This window comes from Microbacterium sp. TPD7012 (genome assembly GCF_003075395.1).
Lineage (GTDB): Bacteria > Actinomycetota > Actinomycetes > Actinomycetales > Microbacteriaceae > Microbacterium.
On record NZ_QDFV01000005.1, the window covers coordinates 140459 to 160512 of the forward strand.

Annotated in this window: 18 protein-coding genes; 5 read left to right on the forward strand and 13 right to left on the reverse strand. The window is 69.3% G+C overall.

Annotation, left to right across the window (positions count from 1 at the left end):
* Positions 1-56: 56 nt before the first annotated feature.
* The 6 genes from DC434_RS14935 to DC434_RS14960 are packed head-to-tail and all read right to left on the reverse strand — an operon-like array spanning position 57 to position 7818.
* Complete coding sequence (locus DC434_RS14935) at positions 57-749, reverse strand: response regulator transcription factor (RefSeq protein ID WP_116636103.1); 693 nt, start codon at positions 747-749, stop codon at positions 57-59.
* Positions 746-3262, reverse strand: coding sequence for a DUF4118 domain-containing protein (locus DC434_RS14940; protein ID WP_116636289.1), 2517 nt, complete (start codon positions 3260-3262; stop codon positions 746-748). The genes DC434_RS14935 and DC434_RS14940 overlap by 4 nt, the downstream gene beginning before the upstream one ends.
* Positions 3263-3264: 2 nt before the next feature.
* The gene (kdpC, locus tag DC434_RS14945; protein WP_116636104.1) at positions 3265-3879 is read right to left on the reverse strand and encodes a potassium-transporting ATPase subunit KdpC; all 615 of its coding nucleotides are present in this window, start codon (positions 3877-3879) and stop codon (positions 3265-3267) included.
* A 22-nt stretch (positions 3880-3901) separates the two neighbouring features.
* Entirely contained in the window at positions 3902-6049 is a 2148-nt protein-coding gene (kdpB, locus tag DC434_RS14950) for a potassium-transporting ATPase subunit KdpB (protein ID WP_116636105.1), read from the reverse strand.
* A 6-nt stretch (positions 6050-6055) separates the two neighbouring features.
* On the reverse strand, positions 6056-7729 hold the full coding sequence (gene kdpA / locus DC434_RS14955) for a potassium-transporting ATPase subunit KdpA (RefSeq protein WP_116636106.1): 1674 nt from the start codon (positions 7727-7729) through the stop codon (positions 6056-6058).
* Positions 7729-7818 (reverse strand): potassium-transporting ATPase subunit F, encoded by a 90-nt coding sequence (locus tag DC434_RS14960; RefSeq protein WP_116636107.1) that lies wholly within the window; start codon positions 7816-7818, stop codon positions 7729-7731. The genes kdpA and DC434_RS14960 overlap by 1 nt, the downstream gene beginning before the upstream one ends.
* A gap of 428 nt (positions 7819-8246) precedes the next feature.
* Here DC434_RS14960 and DC434_RS14965 point away from each other — a divergent pair, with 428 nt between their 5' ends.
* Positions 8247-8792, forward strand: coding sequence for a hypothetical protein (locus DC434_RS14965; protein WP_116636108.1), 546 nt, complete (start codon positions 8247-8249; stop codon positions 8790-8792).
* Between the two features lie 36 nt (positions 8793-8828).
* Here the strand turns inward: DC434_RS14965 and DC434_RS14970 are convergent, their stop codons facing one another.
* Both DC434_RS14970 and hisD (DC434_RS14975) read right to left on the reverse strand, forming a co-directional pair.
* Entirely contained in the window at positions 8829-9386 is a 558-nt protein-coding gene (locus DC434_RS14970; RefSeq protein WP_116636109.1) for a DUF6611 family protein, read from the reverse strand.
* Between the two features lie 121 nt (positions 9387-9507).
* The gene (gene hisD, locus DC434_RS14975; protein WP_116636110.1) at positions 9508-10824 is read right to left on the reverse strand and encodes a histidinol dehydrogenase; all 1317 of its coding nucleotides are present in this window, start codon (positions 10822-10824) and stop codon (positions 9508-9510) included.
* A gap of 76 nt (positions 10825-10900) precedes the next feature.
* Here hisD (DC434_RS14975) and DC434_RS14980 point away from each other — a divergent pair, with 76 nt between their 5' ends.
* Positions 10901-11827 (forward strand): LysR family transcriptional regulator, encoded by a 927-nt coding sequence (locus tag DC434_RS14980; RefSeq protein ID WP_243408950.1) that lies wholly within the window; start codon positions 10901-10903, stop codon positions 11825-11827.
* Between the two features lie 296 nt (positions 11828-12123).
* Here the strand turns inward: DC434_RS14980 and DC434_RS14985 are convergent, their stop codons facing one another.
* The 4 genes from DC434_RS14985 to DC434_RS15000 form a co-directional block, all read right to left on the reverse strand.
* The gene (locus DC434_RS14985) at positions 12124-12933 is read right to left on the reverse strand and encodes a nitrilase-related carbon-nitrogen hydrolase (protein WP_116636112.1); all 810 of its coding nucleotides are present in this window, start codon (positions 12931-12933) and stop codon (positions 12124-12126) included.
* Between the two features lie 67 nt (positions 12934-13000).
* On the reverse strand, positions 13001-14170 hold the full coding sequence (locus tag DC434_RS14990) for a cupin domain-containing protein (RefSeq protein ID WP_116636113.1): 1170 nt from the start codon (positions 14168-14170) through the stop codon (positions 13001-13003).
* Positions 14171-14201: 31 nt separating this feature from the next.
* Positions 14202-15182 carry an ester cyclase gene (locus DC434_RS14995; protein WP_116636114.1) on the reverse strand — a complete coding sequence of 327 codons (981 nt, stop codon included), beginning with the start codon at positions 15180-15182 and terminating at the stop codon, positions 14202-14204.
* Between the two features lie 134 nt (positions 15183-15316).
* Positions 15317-16321, reverse strand: a complete 1005-nt coding sequence (locus tag DC434_RS15000; protein ID WP_165808091.1) for a LacI family DNA-binding transcriptional regulator — start codon at positions 16319-16321, stop codon at positions 15317-15319.
* A 99-nt stretch (positions 16322-16420) separates the two neighbouring features.
* On the opposite strand from DC434_RS15000, the gene hisD (DC434_RS15005) reads away from it, so the two are divergent.
* The 3 genes from hisD (DC434_RS15005) to DC434_RS15015 are packed head-to-tail and all read left to right on the forward strand — an operon-like array spanning position 16421 to position 19244.
* Complete coding sequence (hisD, locus tag DC434_RS15005) at positions 16421-17749, forward strand: histidinol dehydrogenase (protein ID WP_116636116.1); 1329 nt, start codon at positions 16421-16423, stop codon at positions 17747-17749.
* Entirely contained in the window at positions 17746-18504 is a 759-nt protein-coding gene (locus tag DC434_RS15010) for an SDR family oxidoreductase (protein WP_116636117.1), read from the forward strand. The genes hisD (DC434_RS15005) and DC434_RS15010 overlap by 4 nt, the downstream gene beginning before the upstream one ends.
* Positions 18504-19244 carry an aldolase/citrate lyase family protein gene (locus tag DC434_RS15015; RefSeq protein WP_116636118.1) on the forward strand — a complete coding sequence of 247 codons (741 nt, stop codon included), beginning with the start codon at positions 18504-18506 and terminating at the stop codon, positions 19242-19244. Before DC434_RS15010 ends, DC434_RS15015 begins: the two co-directional genes overlap by 1 nt.
* A gap of 98 nt (positions 19245-19342) precedes the next feature.
* On the opposite strand, the gene DC434_RS15020 is transcribed toward DC434_RS15015, so the two are convergent.
* A complete protein-coding gene (locus DC434_RS15020; protein ID WP_116636119.1) occupies positions 19343-20053 on the reverse strand; it encodes an alpha/beta fold hydrolase in 711 nt (236 codons plus the stop codon).
* Position 20054 lies beyond the last annotated feature (1 nt).

The following is a 20054-nucleotide window of genomic DNA, read 5'->3' on the forward strand; positions in this document are numbered from 1 at the left end:
GTACGTTATGCCTGAGTGAAGGCGATGTCAAGACATCGACGCAGAAACACCCCGCGTCACCCCACCATGCCCTCCAGCCGATACCCCATCCCCGGCTCGGTGAGGATGTGGACCGGATGCGAGGGATCGGCCTCGAGCTTCCTGCGGAGCTGCGACACGTAGAGACGGAGGTACCCGGTGTCCTCGGCGTGCTCGGTCCCCCAGATGCTCGTGAGCAGCGTCTTCCGCGTCACCAGCTTGCCCGGGTTGCGGATGAGGAGCTCGATCATCTGCCACTCGGTGGGCGTGAGGCGGATGTGCTCGTCACCCTCCGCTCCGGCGCGGACGACGCTGTGCGCGGAGAGGTCGATGGTCACGTCCCCCAGGTGCGCGATCGGCGCCGTGGTGTCCTGCGGGACGCGCCGCGTCAGCGCCCGGATCCGCGCGAGCAGCTCCTGCACGGCGAACGGCTTCGTGATGTAGTCGTCGGCTCCGGCGTCGAGCGCCTCGACCTTGTCCGCGGCGCCCGCGCGTCCGGACACGACCAGGATGGGCGCCTGCGACCATCCGCGGATGCCCTCGATCACCTCGATGCCGTCGAGCCGCGGCATGCCCAGGTCCAGGAGGAAGATGTCCGGCTGATGGTCGATCCCGGCAGCGATCGCCTGCGCGCCGTCGGGGGCGGTGACGACCTCGTACCCCTTCGCGCTGAGGGTGATCCGCAGGGCGCGGACGATCTGCGGGTCGTCGTCGGCGATCAGGATCTTCATGGTGCGTCCTCCACGGTCTCGGATGCGGATGCGTCTGCCGGCGCGGTCGGCAGCGAGATGACCATCGTGAGTCCCCCGCCCGGCGAATCCTCGGGGATGAGCGTGCCGTGCATGGCCTCGACGAAGCCGCGAGACAGGGCGAGCCCGAGTCCGAGACCGGTCGAGTTGTCGGTGTCGCCCAGGCGCTGGAAGGGCAGGAAGATGTCGTCCTTCTTCTCCGCGGGGACGCCCGGTCCGTGGTCGATGATCCTGATCTCGAGCTGACCGCCGAACGTGCTGGTGCTGATGTGCACCGGAGGTCCGTCCGGGTTGTACCGGTGCGCGTTGGCGAGCAGGTTCACGAGAACGCGCTGCAGCAGCACCGGGTCGGCGTGCGCGAGAGCGTCTCCGTGGTTCAGGGCCAGCGAGACGTCGGTGGGACCGAGATGGAGTTCGTCGAGGGCGGGCGCGATGACCTCTGCAGGGTCGGTCGGCATGTCGGCGATCGACAGCACGCCCGTCTGCAGACGACTCACGTCGAGAAGATCGGTGACGAGCGTCGCGAGAGCCGTGAGGCTCTCATCCGCGGTCTCAAGGAGCTCCTGCTTGTCCGCGGTCGCGAGCTCGGGGCCGGCCGCGCGCAGGCCGCCCACCGCCGCGGATGCCGCCGCGAGAGGACGACGGAGGTCGTGGCTGAGCGCCGAGAGGAGCGCGCCGCGGACGCGATCGGATGCCGCGATCGGCTCGATCTGCTTCGCGGTGTGCTCGAGCTGCTGATGCTCGAGGGCCGCGGCGAGCTGCGCCGTCACGACCGCGAGGAGCCGCCGCTCGGATGCCGCGATGTCGGCGCCGTGCAGTTCGAGGACCGCGTCGTCGCCGATCCGCACCTCGGTGTGGCGATTGTCCGGGAGCGGTTCTCCGGCACGCGCGAGGACGTCCTCTCCCCGGACGAGACGGACGCCGGGCAGCTGGAACGCCTCGCGGGTGCGGTCGACGAGCGCCTGCACCGCGTTGTCTCCACGGAGCACGCTGCCCGCGATCGTCTGGATGAGCTCGGATTCGGCCGCCGATCGACGCGCGGCTCGGGTGTACCGGGCGGCACGATCCACGATGAAGCTCACGAGGCTCGCGATGACCACGTACAGGCACAGCGCGAGCAGGTGATGCGGCTCGTGGATGTGGATCGTGAAGAGCGGTTCGATGAAGAGGTAGTCGAGCGTGAGACCGGAGAGCACGGCGGCGAACAGCGCCGGCCAGATGCCTCCGACAAGAGCCACCACGACGACCAGGAGCTGGAAGCTCAGCACGTCGGTGGTGATCGACTCCGGACTCCGGAACACGCTGAGCAGCGCGGTGAGCAGCGGCCCGCCCAGGAGAGCGACGACGAGACCGAGGATCCGGCGCTTGCGGGTGAGCGCGCCCGTCAGCGGAGGAAGCGCGAAGCGTCGTCCGGCAGCCCCGTGATTGACCATGTGCACGTCGATGTCGCCCGACTCCCGCACCACCGTCGCGCCGATCCCCGGGCCGGTGAAGGCCGCGGCGAGGCGTCCGCGACGGCTGGCGCCGAGGACGAGCTGCGTCGCGTTCACGGAGCGTGCGAACTCCACGAGCGATGTCGGGATGTCGTCTCCGATGACCTGGTGATAGGTCCCGTTGAGCTTCTCGACGAGCGTCCGCTGCTCCGCGAGGGCGACCGGGTTGCTCGCGCGCAGGCCGTCCTGACTCGTCACATGCACGGCCAGCAGCTCGCCGCCGGCCGAACGCGACGCGATGCGGGCGCCACGACGGAGCAGCGTCTCTCCCTCGATGCCGCCGGTGAGGGCGACGACGACGCGCTCGCGCGCCTCCCAGGTCGAGTCGATGCCCTGCTCCTGCCGGTAGCCCTTCAGTGCCTGGTCGACCTCGTCGGCGAGCCAGATCAGGGCCAGCTCGCGGAGCGCCGTCAGGTTGCCGAGCCGGAAGTAGTTGGACAGCGCCGCGTCGATGCGCTCCGCCGGGTAGACGAACCCGCCGCTGAGGCGGTCGCGCAGCGCCTGCGGGGCCAGGTCGACGACCTCGATCTGATCCGCGCTGCGCAGGAAGCTGTCGGGCACCGTCTCGCGCTGGGGCACGCGCGTGATCTGCTCGACGACGTCGTTCAGGGATTCGATGTGCTGGATGTTCAGGGTCGAGATCACGCTGATGCCGGCATCGAGGAGGACCTCGACATCCTGCCAGCGCTTCTCGTTCTCCGAACCCGTGGCGTTGGTGTGCGCCAGTTCGTCGACCAGCGCGATCCGGGGTCGGCGCGCCAGCACGGCGGCCAGATCCATCTCCTCGAGGTCGACCCCGCGGTGGGCGAATCGGGCGCGCGGCACCGCGGGTATCCCGTCGGTCATCGCGGCCGTCGCCGCACGTCCGTGCGTCTCAACGATCCCGATGACGACGTCCTTGCCCTCGGCCAGCAGACGCCGGCCCTCCTCGAGCATGGTGAAGGTCTTGCCGACGCCGGGGGCGGCGCCGAGCAGGACGCTGAGCCGCCCCCGTTTCGACATCGTCATCCCTCCCGTTCGTCCAGGGCGAGGTTGAGCTCGAGCACGTTGACCGTGGAGGCGCCGAGATAGCCGAGGTCGGGACCGTTCGTGTGCGCGGCAACGAGCGCTCGCACGTCATCGACCGAGAGGCCGCGTTCCTCGGCGACACGGGCGACCTGGATCGCCGCGTACTCCGGGCTGATGTGCGGATCGAGGCCAGACGACGATGCGGTCACCGCGTCGACGGGCACATCCTCCTCGGCGACGCCGTTGAACTCGGCGACCTGCGTCTTGCGCTCGGTGATCGCGGCGATGAGATCCGTGTTCTCGGGCCCGTAGTTCGAGCCCGATGACGCACCCCCGTCGTAGCCGTCGCCCGCGGCGGACGGACGCGGCTGGAAGTACTCCGGAAGCGGGTCGCCCTCGGCATCCGCGAAGGACTGGCCGATCAGCGAGGAGCCGACCGGCGAGCCCTGGGAGTCGGTCACCATGGATCCGTTGGCCTGAGCCGGCAGCGCCAGCTGGCCGACCAGGGTGATCACGAGCGTGTATACGACGCCCAGGACGATGGTGAAGAGCGCCATCGCGCGGGTGGCGACCCAGATCGTCCGTCCCGCTTGGCGGGTTGAGGTGTTCATTTCTTTCCTTCTTTCGCGGCTGTCAGAAGCCGGGGATGAGACGCACGAGGAGGTCGATCAGCCAGATGCCGATGAACGGGGTGATCACGCCGCCGAGGCCGTAGACCGCGAGGTTGCGTCCGAGGATGCTCGAGGCGTCGCCGGGCCGGTACTTCACGCCTCGCAGCGCGAGCGGGATGAGGAAGACGATCACGATCGCGTTGAAGATGATCGCCGACAGCACGGCGGATGCCGGGGAGTGCAGCCCCATGATGTTCAGCGCTCCGAGCTGCGGGAACACCCCCATGAACATCGCCGGGATGATCGCGAAGTACTTCGCGATGTCGTTGGCGATCGAGAACGTGGTCAGCGCGCCGCGCGTGATGAGCAGCTGCTTGCCGATCCGGACGATGTCGATGAGCTTCGACGGGTCGGAGTCGAGGTCGACCATGTTGCCGGCCTCCTTCGCCGCCGACGTGCCGGAGTTCATCGCCACGCCCACATCCGCCTGCGCGAGTGCGGGAGCGTCGTTCGTGCCGTCGCCGGTCATCGCGACGAGGTTGCCGCCGTCCTGCTCCTTGCGGATGTAGGCGAGCTTGTCCTCGGGGGTCGCTTCGGCGAGGAAGTCGTCGACTCCGGCCTCCTTGGCGATCGCCGCGGCCGTCAGCGGGTTGTCGCCCGTGATCATGACGGTGCGGATGCCCATGGCGCGCATCTCCGCGAACTTCGCGGGGAGCCCTTCCTTGACGACATCCTTCAGATGCACGACGCCCAGAAGACGGCCTTCGCCCGCACGGTTCTTCGTCGCCACGACGAGCGGGGTGCCGCCCGACTGGGAGATCGCCTCCACGGCATCCTCGATCTCGGCCAGCGCGCTGCTGGGCAGGCGATCGCCCTCGCCTTCGAGCCAGGCGACGACCGCCGACGTGGCGCCCTTGCGGATGCTGACCCCGTCCGGGGTGTCGAGCCCCGACATGCGGGTCTGCGCGGTGAACGGGACGATCTCACCCTCCGCACTCGATCCGACGATCGCACCCTTGTCTCTGGCGAGCTCGACGATCGAGGCGCCCTCCGGCGTGGGGTCCGCCAGCGAGGACAGCGCGGCCGTCAGGATCAGCTCCTCCTGCGGCACGCCGCTGACGGGCACGAAAGCGCTCGCGCGGCGGTTGCCGTAGGTGATGGTCCCCGTCTTGTCGAGAAGCAGGGTGGTCACGTCGCCGGCCGCCTCGACGGCACGGCCGGACATCGCCAGGACGTTCCGCTGGACGAGCCGGTCCATGCCCGCGATGCCGATGGCGCTGAGCAGCGCACCGATCGTCGTGGGGATGAGGCAGACGAGAAGCGCGATCAGCACCGTGACGCTCACCGGTGCGGCGGCGTACGACGCGATCGGGTTCAGGGTCAGGGCGACGACCACGAAGATGATCGAGAGCGAGGCGAGCAGGATGTTCAGCGCGATCTCGTTCGGCGTCTTCTGTCGCGACGCCCCCTCGACCAGGGCGATCATCCGATCGACGAAGGTCTCACCCGGCTTGGAGGTGATGCGCACGACGATGCGGTCGGACAGCACGCGGGTGCCGCCGGTCACCGCAGAGCGGTCGCCACCGGATTCCCGCACGACCGGGGCGGACTCGCCCGTGATGGCGGATTCATCGACCGAGGCGATGCCCCAGACGATGTCTCCGTCGCCCGGGATCAGCTCGCCCGCCGAGACGACCACGACATCTCCCAGCGACAGCTCGGCAGACGACACGTCGGACGACGGCGTGCGCTCGGCCGGAGCATCGCCGAGTGCGTCGTACTCGGCGACGCGATGGGCCATCGTGCTGGTGCGGGTCTTGCGCAGGGTCTCGGCCTGGGCCTTGCCCCGTCCCTCGGCGATGGACTCCGCGAGGTTCGCGAAGAGGACCGTGAGCCACAGCCACACGGCGATCGCGCCGGTGAACGACCAGGGCACGGTCGTGCCGCCCGAGTCCGCTGCGCCGCCGATGAAGGGCTCCGCGACGGCGAGAACCGTGGTCAGAGCGGCGCCGAGCCAGACCAGGAGCATGACGGGGTTGCGCCACTGCTCGCGCGGGTCGAGCTTGCGGACTGCGCCGGGGAGCGCGGCTCGGACCTGCTCCCAGGTGAACCCTCCGCGTTGCGCGGGTTTCGCCGCCGTTTCCGGACGGGTTTCGGTTGTCGTCGACATGATGTTTTACATCAGCCCTTCTGCCAGGGGACCCAGCGCGAGAACGGGGAAGAACGTGAGTGCGGTCACCAGGACGGTGACGGCGGTGAGCAGCCCCACGAACATCGGTCGATGCGTGGGCAGGGTGCCCGAGGTGGTCGGGACCTTGTCCTGGGCTGCGAAGGAGCCGGCGAGCGCGAGCACGAAGACGATCGGCACGAATCGTCCGAGCAGGATCACCACGCCGAGCGCGGTGTTCAGCCACGGAGTGTTCGCCGTGAGACCGGCGAAAGCCGATCCGTTGTTGTTCGCCGCCGATGTGAACGCGTACAGGACCTCCGACATCCCGTGGATGCCCGGGTTCCAGATCGAGGTGCTCTCGAGCTCCTCTCGCACACCGGGGATCGCGAAGCTGAGCGCGGTCCCGCCCAGCACGAGCGTCGGCATCACCAGGATGTAGAGGGCGGCGAGCTTGATCTCCTTCGGACCGATCTTCTTCCCGAGGTACTCGGGGGTGCGACCGATCAGCAGACCGGAGATGAAGACGGCGATCACGGCGAGGATCAGCATCGCGTAGAGACCGGAGCCGACACCACCCGGCGAGACCTCGCCGAGCATCATGTTGAGCATCGGCATCATGCCGCCGAGCGCCGTGTAGGAATCGTGCATGGAGTTCACTGCACCCGTCGAGGTGCCGGTGCTCGTGGTCGCGAACAGCGTGGATCCGATGATCCCGAATCGCTGCTCCTTGCCCTCCATCGCGCCGCCGGCGAGCTCGGGCGCCGTGCCCTTGCCGACCGACTCGAGTGCGGTGAGGATCACGAACGACACCGTGTACAGGGTGGCCATGACGCCGAGGATCGCGTAGCCCTGACGGTTGTCGGAGACGATCCTGCCGAACGTGCGCGGCAGGGAGAACGGGATCAGCAGCATCAGGATGACCTGGAAGACGTTCGTCCACGCCGTGGGGTTCTCGAACGGGTGCGAGGAGTTCGCGTTGAAGAAGCCGCCGCCGTTCGTGCCGAGGAGCTTGATCGCCTCCTGCGAGGCGACCGGGCCGCCCGGGATGGTCTGCTCACCCCCGGTGAGGGTCGAGACGGTGGTGAAGCCGTTGAAGTTCTGGATGACTCCGCCGACCAGGAGGACGACCGCTCCGATCACCGCGATCGGGAGCAGCAGACGCAGCGTCCCCCGCGTCAGGTCCACCCAGAAGTTGCCGATCGTGCCGGAGCGACGGTAGGCGAAGCCGCGGACGAGCGCGATCGCGACGGCGATGCCGACGGCCGCGGAGACGAAGTTCTGCACGGCGAGGCCGGCGAACTGGACGGTGTAGCCCACCGTCAGCTCCGGCGAGTACGACTGCCAGTTCGTGTTGCCGACGAACGACGCCGCCGTGTTGAACGACAGGTGCTCCGACGGCGCCCCGAGACCCAGGGAGTACGGCAGCCACTGCTGCGTGCGCTGCAGGACGTAGACGATGAGCAGTCCGACCGCGGAGAACGCGAGCACTCCGCGCAGGTAGGCCTGCCAGGTCTGCTCGGCCTGGGAGTCGACGCCGATGATCTTGTAGATCCCGCGTTCGACCCTCCAGTCCTTGCGCGAGGTGTAGACCCACGCCATGTAGTCGCCGACGGGCCGGTAGAGGACGCCGATGACGAGCGCGACCGAGGCGAAGGCGAGAAGTGCGTACCACCACGTCATCAGAATCGCTCCGGTTTCACGAGGGCGACGACGAGATAGACGATCGCCGAGATGCCGAGGACGGCCGCAAGGAGCTCGAACACGATCACAGCTTCTCCACCGCCTTCCCCAGGAATCCGACAACCACGAACAGGACGATCACGCCCAGCACGTAGACGATGTCAAGCACAACAAGCTCCATTCGAAGGACCACGTCAGCACACGCTGACCGGACTGCCCACTGCGGGCGCAATCACCGATCAAACACCCGGCGGCGGCCCGGGAATGCCGTTCTAACGGAACGCATACGCCGACTCCGACGACTCTCATGGGTCCCTAACGAATCCGGGATGAGACGCCGAAGTCCGACCCGGGATCCCCCTTCCGCAGCTGCTGCGCGTGCTCTCCGACGACCCGCATGAGTTCCGTAGAGACGCGTTCCCCGCGGCGGGAAGGCGCCGTAGGACTGAGGCATGAACTCCATGGAGATCCCTCCCACCCGACGACCCGGCAGTCCCCCAGCTCGGACGGATGCGTCGTGAGCATGCTGCACAGCATCTTCGCCACGTCGCTGCTGATCCGACAGCAGGCGCAGCGCCGTCGCATCTCGGCCTGGCCGGCGGAGACGACGGTGAGGCCGCGAGACATCGCCGTCGCGGGGAGGTCGCTGACCGACCTCGCCCGCACTCGCGGCACACCCTGCGTCCTCATCGCCCGCGCGGGCGACGCCGACCGCGAGGACGGACGCCGCACGGTCGTCCTCGCGACCGTCCTGGGACGCACGGAGGGTCATCACCGCCGGCCCGCGGAGATCACCGTGGACTGCGATCTGCGCATCATCGGCCCGCGACTCCTCGATGCGCTGCTGCTCAACGGTCCCCGTACGCGAGAGCGCACCCGGCTCCTCGTGCAGCAGCGGGACCGCCAGGCGCCCCCGCTGCAGGTCTTCCTGCCCGCCGACACCTCACCGGGAGACCTCCTGACCTTCGTGTGCGAGGGCACCATCGCCGCAAGTCAGGTCCGATCGCACGACCGTGATCCCGGCGCGGCCGATGACGGTTGGCCCGGGCGCTGCATGAAGTGAGCGGGGACGACGCCCGAGGAGTCCGTGCGGGCGGCCTCAGCGCGACGGCAGGGAAGCACCATCCGCCGACCGGGCGCGGCGAGCATCCGCGTAGACCGAAGCCCAGATGCGCTCGAAGGTCTCCCGCGTGATCAGTCCTCGCCGCAGGTCATCGCAGGCGTTCTCCATCACCGAGGAGTACAGCGCGAGCATCTCCTCACGCCGTTCGTCCGCAGGATCCGATCGGAACCCCGCCCGGTTCGACCACAGCGAGATCGTTCGACTCCGCACCGCTCGCGCTCGCCGCCACAGATGGATGCCGACGGGAGCGATGAGGCAGAGGAGCGTGACCGCGGAGTGCTCCGGGGAGACGCCGAGTGCGATCAGGAGCAGCCAGCACGAGGTACCCGCGCCCACGGCGATCGGGGCGAAGTCGTGGAGACGATGCGCCCAGCGCCGCTCGGCATCCGAGGCATCCGGCGGGTACACGACCAGCCGCGTGGTCACGACGCCATGACGAGCCACCGCCTGCTGAAGATGGCCCCACCGCACGGGTCGGGACTTGCGCCCCTGCGTGCGGGTCAGGCGATCATCGGGAGCTTGTTCGAGAGGCATGCAGAGAAGGATCGGACATCCCGCTCCGCGGCACCAGCACTCCACACGGAACCCATACGCGACACCACGAAGTGCCCGCCACCTGACGGCGACGGGCACTTCCGGGTTGATCGCACGGGGCTCACTCGTAGGTCGCGAGCCTCATCGTCGCGGTCGCGCTGTGTGCGGCCATGCCCTCGGAGTCGGAGATGACCTGCACGGCGTTCGCGAGCTCGGGCGTCGCCTCGCGTGCGATGCGCTGGTAGGTCAGCGGCTTGAGGAAGCGCGAGACCGAGAGTCCGGCACTGTGCTTGGCCCCGCCCGCCGTCGGCAGCACGTGGTTCGTGCCCGCCATGCCCTTGTCGGAGTAGGCGACCGTGCTCCACGGGCCGATGAAGAGCGAGCCGTAGTTGCGCAGATTCGCGTGGTACCAGTCGTCGTCGGCCGTGATGAGCTCGAGGTGCTCGGGGGCCAGGTCGTCCATGAGGGCCGCGGCGGTCTCGCGGTCCTTCGCCACCGTGACGACACCGTAGTCGCGCCAGGCCGGACCGCAGATCTCGGCGGTGGCCAGGGTCTCGAGCTGACGCTCGACGGCGGCGATCACCGCGCGGCCATGCTCTTCGGATGTCGTGACGAGAGCTGCCGGAGAGTTCGGGCCGTGCTCTGCCTGACCCAGCAGGTCGGCGGCCACGATCTCGGGGTCGGCCGTCTCGTCGGAGATGACGGCGACCTCGCTCGGGCCCGCCAGCAGGTCGATCGCGACCGTGCCGAACAGCTGCCGCTTCGCCTCGGCGACGAACGCGTTCCCGGCACCCACGAGCATGTCGACGGGCAGTTCGCCGAGCAGTCCGTATGCCATGGCGGCGAGCGCCTGCACACCGCCGATCACGAACACGCGGTCGACACCCGAGAGGTGCGCGGCGTAGACGACCGCGTCGTTCGCGTTTCCGTCGGGCTGCGGGGGCGTGCAGGCGATGACCGTGGGGACGCCGGCGGCCTTCGCGACGCCGACCGTCATGAAGGCGCTCGCAGTGAGGGGGAAGCGCCCGGCGGGGAGGTAGGCGCCGACGCGCGAGACCGGGATGTACTTGGCACCGGTCACGATGCCGGGGACGAGCTCGGTCTCGAAGTCGGAGAGGTGCGCGCGGGACTCCTTGGCGAAAGCCTGGGTCCGAGCGGCGCCCAGTTCGATCGCGGCACGGAGGTCGGGCGCGAGGCGGTCGCCGCTGGTCGCGATCTGCTCGGCGGTGAGCTCGATGTCGGCGCCCTGGTAGTTGTCCAGCTTGCGGGCGTAGTCGAGCACGGCGTCGAGACCGCGCTCGCGGATGTCGGCGAGCATGTTCGTCACGGTCTCGATCACGGCGGGATCGCGCTGCGCGGCCGGTGCGTCGATGAGTGGGGTCTTGAGGTGGTGGAACGCTCCGTCGAGGCGGGCGAGCACGGGTGAGGAGTAACGCATGCTGGAAGGCTAGATCGATACCAACCATCCGACAAGCCTGATGGTCCGAGGCCTTGCATCGGGTTTACCATTGGCTGTGACCATCACCCAGTTGACCGCCTTCCTCGCCGCCCTGGAGCACGGCTCCTTCACCGCGGCCGCCGCGAGCCTCGCCATGACCCAGGCCTCGGTGTCGGAGCTCGTCGCCCGCCTCGAGCGCGAGCTCGGCGTCACCCTGTTCACCCGCGGCAGCCGACGACTCGTGCCCACGGCGGCCGCGCTCGAGCTGCGTCCGCACGCGACGCAGGCCGTGAGCGCGGTGCAGAACGGCATCGACACGATCCAGGCACTGACCTCTCTCGACCGCGGAACCTGCACGTTCGGCGTGCTCCGCAATGCCGCGTACTACGCTCTCGCGGACCTCGCCGAGACCTTCCACCACCGGCATCCGAACGTGCGGCTCCGCCTGGTCGGCATCAACTCGGCCCACGTCGCGCGCTCGATCGCGAGCGGCGAGCTCGAGGCCGGACTGCTCGTGCTTCCCATCGATGAAGACGGCCTCGAGGTGCGCCCGCTCTTCCGCGACGAGGTGCTCTACGCCTCGGCCACCCGCCCTGCCGACGCCGGACCCGTCACGATCGACGAGGTCGCCGAGGCGAAGCTCGTGCTCTACGACGCGTTCGCCGGGTGGGACGATCCGACGAGGCGCCAGCTGCTCGAGCGCGCACGACTGCGCGGCCTGTCGATCGAGCCCGCGGTCGAGGTCGAGAACGTCGAGACGGCGCTGAGCCTGGTCGCCGCGGGCGCCGCCGACACCATCGTGTCGCGGTCCATCACCGAGGCGGAGGGCTTCGCCGCCGGCATCCGCACCTTCCCGTTCGCGGAGCCGATGCACGACACGATCGCACTCGTGAAGCGCGAGGGGATGCTGCTGTCGCCCGCGACCCAGCGGCTCGCCGAGCTGGCGGAGCGGATGCTGCGCGAGAGGCTCCCCGAGCACCAGGGCCGCACCCCGCTCGACTGAGCTCTTCGACAGGCCCAGGGACCCACCCAGGCTCAGGGTCCCCCGCTCGCCCGGGAGGACTTCGCATCCGTGGGCGGAGCCTCGGACGCCGATGCTCCTCCCCACGCAGAGTTCTCCTCCCGACGGCGCGCCGTTCGACAGGATCAGGGACCCACCTAGGCTCAGGGTCCCCCGCTCGCCAGGGAGGACTTCGCACCCATGGGCGGAGCCCTGGGCGCGGATGCTCCTCCCCACGCAGAGTTCTCCTCCCGACGACGCACCCCGGTCGTTGAGCGAAGCGAGACGAAACGCCTGCCTCAGTACAGGTCGCCCCGACGGTCGTCGAACAGGTGGTTGTGCGGCGGCAGCGACTTCTCGCGCACGGCCGCGAGCGAGAGCACGGCGGTCGCGCCCATCACCGCGCGGAACGCGACGATCCAGCCCTGCTCGTCGATGATCGCGGTGCCGTCGGTCCAGTCGACTCCGCGCTCGGAGCCCCAGCGGTCGGCGACGACCACCGGCAGGCGCGAGGAGCGGGCGGATGCCATGGCCTGGATCAGCTCAGGGGCGTGCTCGCCCTCGGGCCGCGGCACCAGCGGCCAGTTGACCGGCAGCGCGAGCACGTCGGCCCCGGCGAGCGCCAGGCGGCGCGGCACCTCGGGGAACTCGTTGTCGTAGCAGATCGCGACGCCGAGGCGCCCGAACGAGGTGTCCACGACGAGGCCCGCCTCGGCGCCGACGTCGAACACGAGCTTCTCGGCGCCCCAGAGGTGCGACTTGCGGTAGTCGGCCAGGTGGGCGTCATGGGTGAGGACGGCGGCGGTGTTGTACAGCCGCTCGCCGTCGATCTCGGCATAGCCCACCACCACGACGGCATCCGCGGGGATGACCTCCTGGATCGACGCCCAGCGCGCGTCATCCGCCGTCATGCCCGCCCTCTCGGCCTCGGCGCGATCCTCGAACACGTACCCGCTCGTGGCGAGCTCGGGCAGCACGATCAGTCGCGCGTCACGGCGGGCCGCGGCCGAGACGGCATCGCGGATGCGGCCGAGGTTCGCGTCGACGTCGCCGATCACGACCTCCGGCGACAGGGCGGCGACGCGCAGGTCGTCGACAGGTGCAGTCATGGGTCCATCCTCTCCTCGGAGACGACGAAGCGCGAGGAGCCGTCGGCCCCTCGCGCTCCTTCGATTCTCAGTCGTCTTCCGTGGCGGTGACCATCACTCCGAGCGGAGCGAGGTAGCCGTTCGGGTCGATCGTCCAGTCGGCCGCGGCGGCCGCCTCGACGACCTCCGGTGCCCACTCGAGGTAGACGCGGTCGTCGCCGCCGTTGATCACGAGCACCGTGCCGGAGCCGGTCTCGTCGCCCTCGACGCAGCGGTATTCGCGCCAGGCTCCCTCGGGAACGGAGAACGTGTCTCCGGCGCCGAGGTTCACGGTCGTCGACGGATCGCCGTTGAGCGTGACCTCCCAGCGCCCCGTCTTGAACAGCAGCGCCTGCGTCTTGTCGTGACGGTGACGCAGCACGCCCTGACCCGGCTCGGCCTTCACCCACGCGAGGTTGAACGAATGCGGCTCGGTCACGTTCGGCACCTGGCGGCGGTTCTCGCTCATGCCGTAGCCGATCGCGGTCGCGAGCTCGACGCGTCCGCCGTCGACGGCCGCGCACAGCAGCGCCGCCGCAGAGTACCTGCGGTCGCCCGGCTGGATCACGCGCGAGCGCATGTCCTCGACCGTGTAGGTCGTGAGCTCGTCGATGTAGTGCTGCTTCATCGGCGTGATGAGCGGCACGTCATCGGGGAGCACGTCGCCGGCGACCGTGTCGATCAGCTTGTTGTCGGCCGTGAGGTGGAGCCCGTAGGACTCGGCCTCGCGCAGGACCGAGGGGCCCCAGATGATGCCGCCGTTGTCGTCGCGACCGAGCACGGTGTAGAGGATGCCGTCGTCCGGACCCTCGTTCGTGAATCCGCGGAAGATCCACGTGGGGATCGTGACGATGTCGCCGTCATGGCTGATGTACTCGCCCTGCTTGCCGTCGACACCCCAGCGGAGGCGGAACTCGCCGCCGAGGTTGATGAACACCTCGGCCGTGAAGTGCAGGTGCAGGTTGTTCGAGATGCCGTTCGGCATGCCGGCGGCCCCGGTGTTGAACCCGTGGTTGACCTCGAGGTTCACGTACTGGCTCGCGTTCTGCGAGACGCCGGCGCCGATGAAGGAGTAGTTCTCCTTGCGGTCGGAGCCCGGGGTGCGGCAGTCGATGAACGCCGAGTTGCACGGCACCCAGTCGGAGCGACGGATGGTCCGGCGTTCGATCTCGTTCGCGTCGACGATGACGTCGGTCGCGTCGACGATGGCGTTGCTCATTTCTTCTTCTCCTTGGTGATCGGGGGATCGATCAGTAGATGTTGGCGAAGGCCACGGGCTCGTCGCCGCGCTGGCCTTGGATCTGCGCGCGAAGCGCGATGTCGTCCCACAGACGAACCTCTTTCACGAGGGCGCCGTTGTGGAAGGTGAACTGCGAGATGCCCAGCACGTCGACCGGCTTGCCCGTGAGCGGTCCGTAGTTCGGGACGCCGTTGTAGTCGCCGACGAACTTCCACACGACGGCCACGCGGAGACCCGCGTACCGCACGTCGTAGTTGGTCTGGATGTCGCGGATCTCGAACTGACCGCCGGGGAACGACTCGAGCAAGCGCAGCAGTGCGCGACGGTAGCCCTCCGGACGGATGACGAGGCGGTTGCCGACCGTCAGGAGCACGAGGTCGCGCTCGAAGAACTTCTCGACCTTCTGCAGATCGCGATCGTTCCAGACGGTCTTGATCAGGTCGATGACCTTCTCGACCTCGGCGCGGTACTCGTCGGGGCGCTCTCCGGAGTCGCCCTTCGCGATGGGGTCGGCGGGTGCCGGCTCGTTCCAGGATCCGGAGAAGCCGCGGAAGGTCTGCGCGCTGGCGACCTCGTCGAGGTCCTCGCCGCGTGCGAGGGGCCCCGCGAGCGTGTCGCGGACGACCCACTCCTCGACCATGCGGCCGCGCCGGTAGAGGCAGTTGGCGATCGTGCGGCTGAACTCGGAGGTCTGCAGGTGACCGGAGAGCACGAGGTGCGAGCTGAGGAACGCGTCGTCGCCGCGCGCCTCCCAGATGACGTCTTCGGCCTGCCCGGTGCGGTCGGGGGTCGCCGAGATGCGCATGAGCGAACCCTCGATGACCTCGTCACGGTTCGAGGAGGTGCCGAGACCGCCGTGCACGATCGAGTCGGGCTCGTAGTTCTCGCGGATGTAGTGGATCGACCGATCGACCCAGATCAGGTCGGTGACCTCACGGATGAAGTCATCGGGGTCCTTGTACGGCAGATAGGCGACCGGATCGAGAGGCACGCTGTTTCACTCCTTAGACAGATGAGTCCGCGTTTCGTCGGTGATCGCGGGCTTCTTTCGTCAGTGTATGCGTATGCACAAACGAGTGCAAGAGAGACTTTCCTGACACACGGGTGTCAGAGGCGGATGCCGCGTCAGCCGGCCGCGGCGGCGGCGAGGGTGCGACGGGGCACGAACGACGACGCGAACCGCACGTTCTCGATCGGAGCCTCGCGGTTCTCGATGCGGCGCACGATGAGGTCGGCCGCGGCCTCCGCCATCCCGATGATGTCGTAGCGGACCGTGGCGAGATCGACGATGGGCCAGGCGGCCTCCGGCAGGTCGTCGAAGCCGACCACCGAGAGATCCTCGGGAACGCGGAGGCCCGCGCGATGCGCGGCGTTCAGCACGCCGTAGGCGACCACGTCGTTGCCGCAGAAGAGGACAGTCGGACGATCGTCGCCGCTCAGCAGCGAGGCGGCCGCCGCCTCACCCTCGTCCGCGCTGAACCGGGAGACCTTCCGGGTGTCCGCCTCGGCGAGGGTCAGCCCGTGCGAGAGGACGGCGTCGCGCAGCGCGGATTCCCGCGCCTGCGCCGTGCTGGTGTTGGTGGGGCCGAGCACCGCGCCGATGCGGCGGTGTCCCAGCTCGACGGCTCGGTCGACGGCCTGCTTGTAGCCGTCGACGGGATCGACCACCGTGGCATCCGCTTCGATCAGCGAGCCGATCCGGTTGAAGTACACGAAGGGGAGACCGCGGTCCTTGAGACGCAGCGGCGCCGCCGACTCCACCGTCGTGGTGGCGAGGATCAGGCCGTCGAGCCCGTTCGCGAGCAGACGCTCGACGATCGTGTCGTTGTCGGCGGTCTCGGTGTGCAGCATGAGCTGATAGCCGAGAGCCTCGAGCTCCCGGTGCACCGGCGCGATGATGTGCGAGTAGAACTGGTTGTCGAGGTCGGTCAGCAGCAGACCGATGCGCCGGGTGCGACCCGAGGAGAGCGCGCGGCCCGCCTCGCTGGGCACGTAGCCGAGCAGCTGGGCGGCCTCGCGCACGCGCACCTTGGTGGCTTCCGACACCCGGGAGTCGTCCCGCAGAGCCCGTGAGACGGTCGGCTGCGACACCCCCGCCAACCGCGCGACATCGCGACTCGTCACGACCATGTGATGCCTCCCCCTCAACGCGGGAAATTCTAGCGCCTTGACGCGTCCGTGCATACGCGGTCATAATCAGAGCATACGTATGCAACGAAAGGATGGGCCATGCCCCTGCATCTGAAGTCCGCGCCGACGAAGACGTTCGCGGACACCGCGCAGCAGGATGTCGCCGAACGCGTCCGCGCGATCATCGGCGACATCCGCGAGAACGGCGACGTCGCCGTTCGGCGGTATGCCGAGCAGTTCGACAACTGGAGCCCGGAGTCGTATCGCCTCTCGGATGCCGAGATCGAGCAGATCATCGGCACCCTCCCCCCGCAGGTGATCCAGGACATCGAGTTCGTGCAGAACCAGGTGCGCCGCTTCGCCCAGGCGCAGCGCGACTCGCTCGTCGACATCGAGGTCGAGACCCTCCCCGGCGTCTTCCTCGGTCAGAAGCACGTTCCGGTGCAGGCGGCCGGCGCCTACATCCCCGGCGGCAAGTACCCGCTCACGGCATCCGCCCACATGACGATCATCACGGCCAAGGTCGCCGGCGTCCCCCGTGTCGTCGCGTGCACCCCGCCGATCCGCGGCGAGATCCCCGCCGCCACGGTCGCCGCGATGAAGATGGCCGGCGCCGACGAGATCTACATCCTGGGCGGCGTGCAGGCGGTCGCGGCGATGGCCGTGGGCACCGACACGATCGAGCCGGTCAACATGATCGCCGGTCCCGGCAACGCGTATGTCGCCGAGGCGAAGCGTCAGCTGTTCGGCGAGGTCGGCATCGACCTGTTCGCCGGACCGACCGAGATCCTCATCGTCGCCGACGAGCACGCCGATCCGTTCTTCACCGCCGTCGACCTGCTCTCCCAGGCCGAGCACGGCCCCGACTCCCCCGCGGTGCTGGTGACGACGTCTCAGACGCTCGCGGAAGAGGTCATGGACTGGATCGAGAAGATCCTCCCCGGCATGCCGACGCGCGACTACGCCGGTCCGGCCTGGCGCGACTGGGGGCAGGTCATCGTGGCCGACGACCTCGACGAGGCCTACCGCATCGCCGACGCCTTCGCTTTCGAGCACGTGCAGATCTTCACCGAGAACCCGCGCGAGGCCCTCACGAAGATGCACGACTACGGCGCGCTCTTCCTCGGCGAGAACACCTGCGTCTCGTACGGCGACAAGGTCATCGGCACCAACCACGTGCTGCCGACGCTCGGCGCCGCCCGTTACACGGGTGGTCTCTGGGTGGGCAAGTACCTGCGCACCGTCACGTACCAGGAGGTGCAGAACACGGAGTCGTCGGCCGAGCTCGGCGCCGTCTGCGGTCGCGCCGCGCGCGTGGAGCTCTTCGAGGGCCACGCCCGCTCGGGTGACGCCCGCGCCTGGCGTCACGCCGGCACGGAGTTCGCCTGGATCGAAGAAAGCCAGGCGGCCGCAGCGAGCTCGCGATGACCGATCTCACGGGCCGGACGGCCGTGGTGACCGGCGGCGGCAGCGGACTCGGGGCGGCCATCGCCCGCTCGCTGCACGCCGCCGGCGCCGAGGTCGTGCTCGTCGGCCGCGACGAGACGAAGCTCGCCGCCACGGCATCCGCTCTCGGCGAGCGCGCCCGCGGGATCGCGGGCGATGTGTCGGATGCCGCATCTGTCGACGCCCTGCGCGACGCGCTGTCGGGCACCGAGGTGTCGATCCTCGTGAACAACGCCGGGATCCCCGGTCCGGTCGCGGCGCTGACCGACATCGGCGTCGACGACTGGGACGAGGTCTTCGCCGTGAACGTGCGCGGCACGTTCCTCGTCTGCAAGGCGCTGCTGCCCGGCATGATCGCGCGCGGCGACGGCGACGTGATCAACATCGCGTCGGTGTCGGGCAAGCGTCCGCTCGCGCATCGCACCCCGTACTGCGCGTCGAAGATGGCCGTGATCGGACTCACCTCGACGCTCGCGTTCGAGGTCGGCCCCGCGGGCGTGCGCGTGAACTCGCTCTCGCCCGGGCCGGTGCAGGGACCGCGGATGGAGCGGAACTTCCGGCTCGAGGCCGAGCGCTCAGGCACCACGGTGGACGATGCCGAGCAGGTGTTCGTCTCGCGGGCCGCGCTCGGACGCATGGTCACCGAGGAAGAGGTCGGCGCCGCGATCCTCGCGATGCTGGCGATGCCGGGCATGTGCGGGGCCGACGTCGACCTGTCCGCGGGTATGGTCGCCTGATGACGTCCTTGCGTGCGCGGGCTCTGGCAGGGGAGAAGCTGCTCGGCGCTCTGCTGCGGATGCCGTCGGAGGAGCTCGTCGAGATGCTCGCGGTCGCGGAGTTCGACTTCGTGCTCATCGACTGCGAGCACGGACCTGCCGACATCACCGCCCTCCGCAACCACATCGCCCTCGCTGCCGTGCACGGCGTCCCCGTGATCGTGCGGGTCGGCGAGAACGACCGCGGTCAGATCCTGCGCGTGCTCGACCAGGGGGCCGAGGGCATCCTCGCCCCGCACCTCGACACCGCGGCGGATGCCGCCGCTCTCGTCGACGCGTCGCTGTATCCGCCGGTCGGCAACCGCGGCTTCGCGACGTACAGCCGCGCCGGTCGCTTCGGCGAGGTCGACCCGGGGGACCACCTGGAGTGGTACCTCGAGAACACGCTCGTGCTCGGCATGATCGAGTCGCCGGACGGCGTGCGCAACGTCGGAGACATCGTCGCGACGCCGCGGCTCGACGGCATCCTGGTCGGTCCCGCCGATCTCGCGGCGTCCACCGGCCCCGACGACCAGCCCGTTCCGGAGGCCATCGCCGCCGTGCACGCGGAGCTCGCTCGCGCGGGCTCGCTGCGCATGGACATCGTCGGCACGCGAGCTGCGGCCGAGGCGTCCTTCGCCGCCGGCGCTGACCTCGTCATCTACAACCTGGCGTCGTCGCTCATGCGGCATCTGCGCGACCTGGCCTCGCCGGAGCGCTGAGCCGCCGGCATCCGCCCATCACAGAGTTCTCCGCCCCAAGAAGCGCAGCACGCACAGGAGACGCGCGGCGCCAGGAGGACACGCGAAGGCCGGAACCCTCAGCGCCGCCCGGCGCCCGCGGCGGCATCCGCCAGCTGGGTCTGCCACGAGCGCAGCAATGAGCCGAAGGCCTGCGGGCGCTCGATCGGCAGCAGGTGCCCGGCGTCGAGGGTGACGAGCCGGGCGTCGGGCATCCGCGTGACGATCTCGGTGTGAAAGTGCGGCGGCGTGATCACGTCGTCGAGCCCCGAGACGACCAGCGTCGGCACAGACAAGCCCGGCAGTCGCCCGAGCAGGTCGCCCCGGCTGAGCTGCAACTGCAGCTGCGCCCGCAGCCGCGCCTCGCCCGTGACCGTGCCCATCGCGAGGGTCCGCTCCACCAGGTCCGGTCGATCGCGCACGGCCTCGGCGCCCAGCAGCGCGGGAAGGATGCTCTCCTGCAGCTCACGCGCATCCGCGCCGGCATCCATGCGCCCGAGCCAGTCGCGCCACCCCTCGCGTTGAGTCTCGGTCGGCGCCTTCGCATTCGTCGAGACCAGGCACAGTCCGGCCACCCGCTCGGGAGCGGCCAATGCGACCGACATCGCGACGATGGCCCCGAGCGAGTGCCCGACGAGCACGAACCGCTCCGGAAGCGAGTCCAGCAGCGCCTCGACCTGGTCGGGGATGGAGGGGCGATCCAGCACCGGCTGGATCGCCCCGTCTGGTCCGGCATCCGCCCACAGATCGGCGGTGCAGTTCATGCCGGCAAGCAGCACCAGCGACGACACG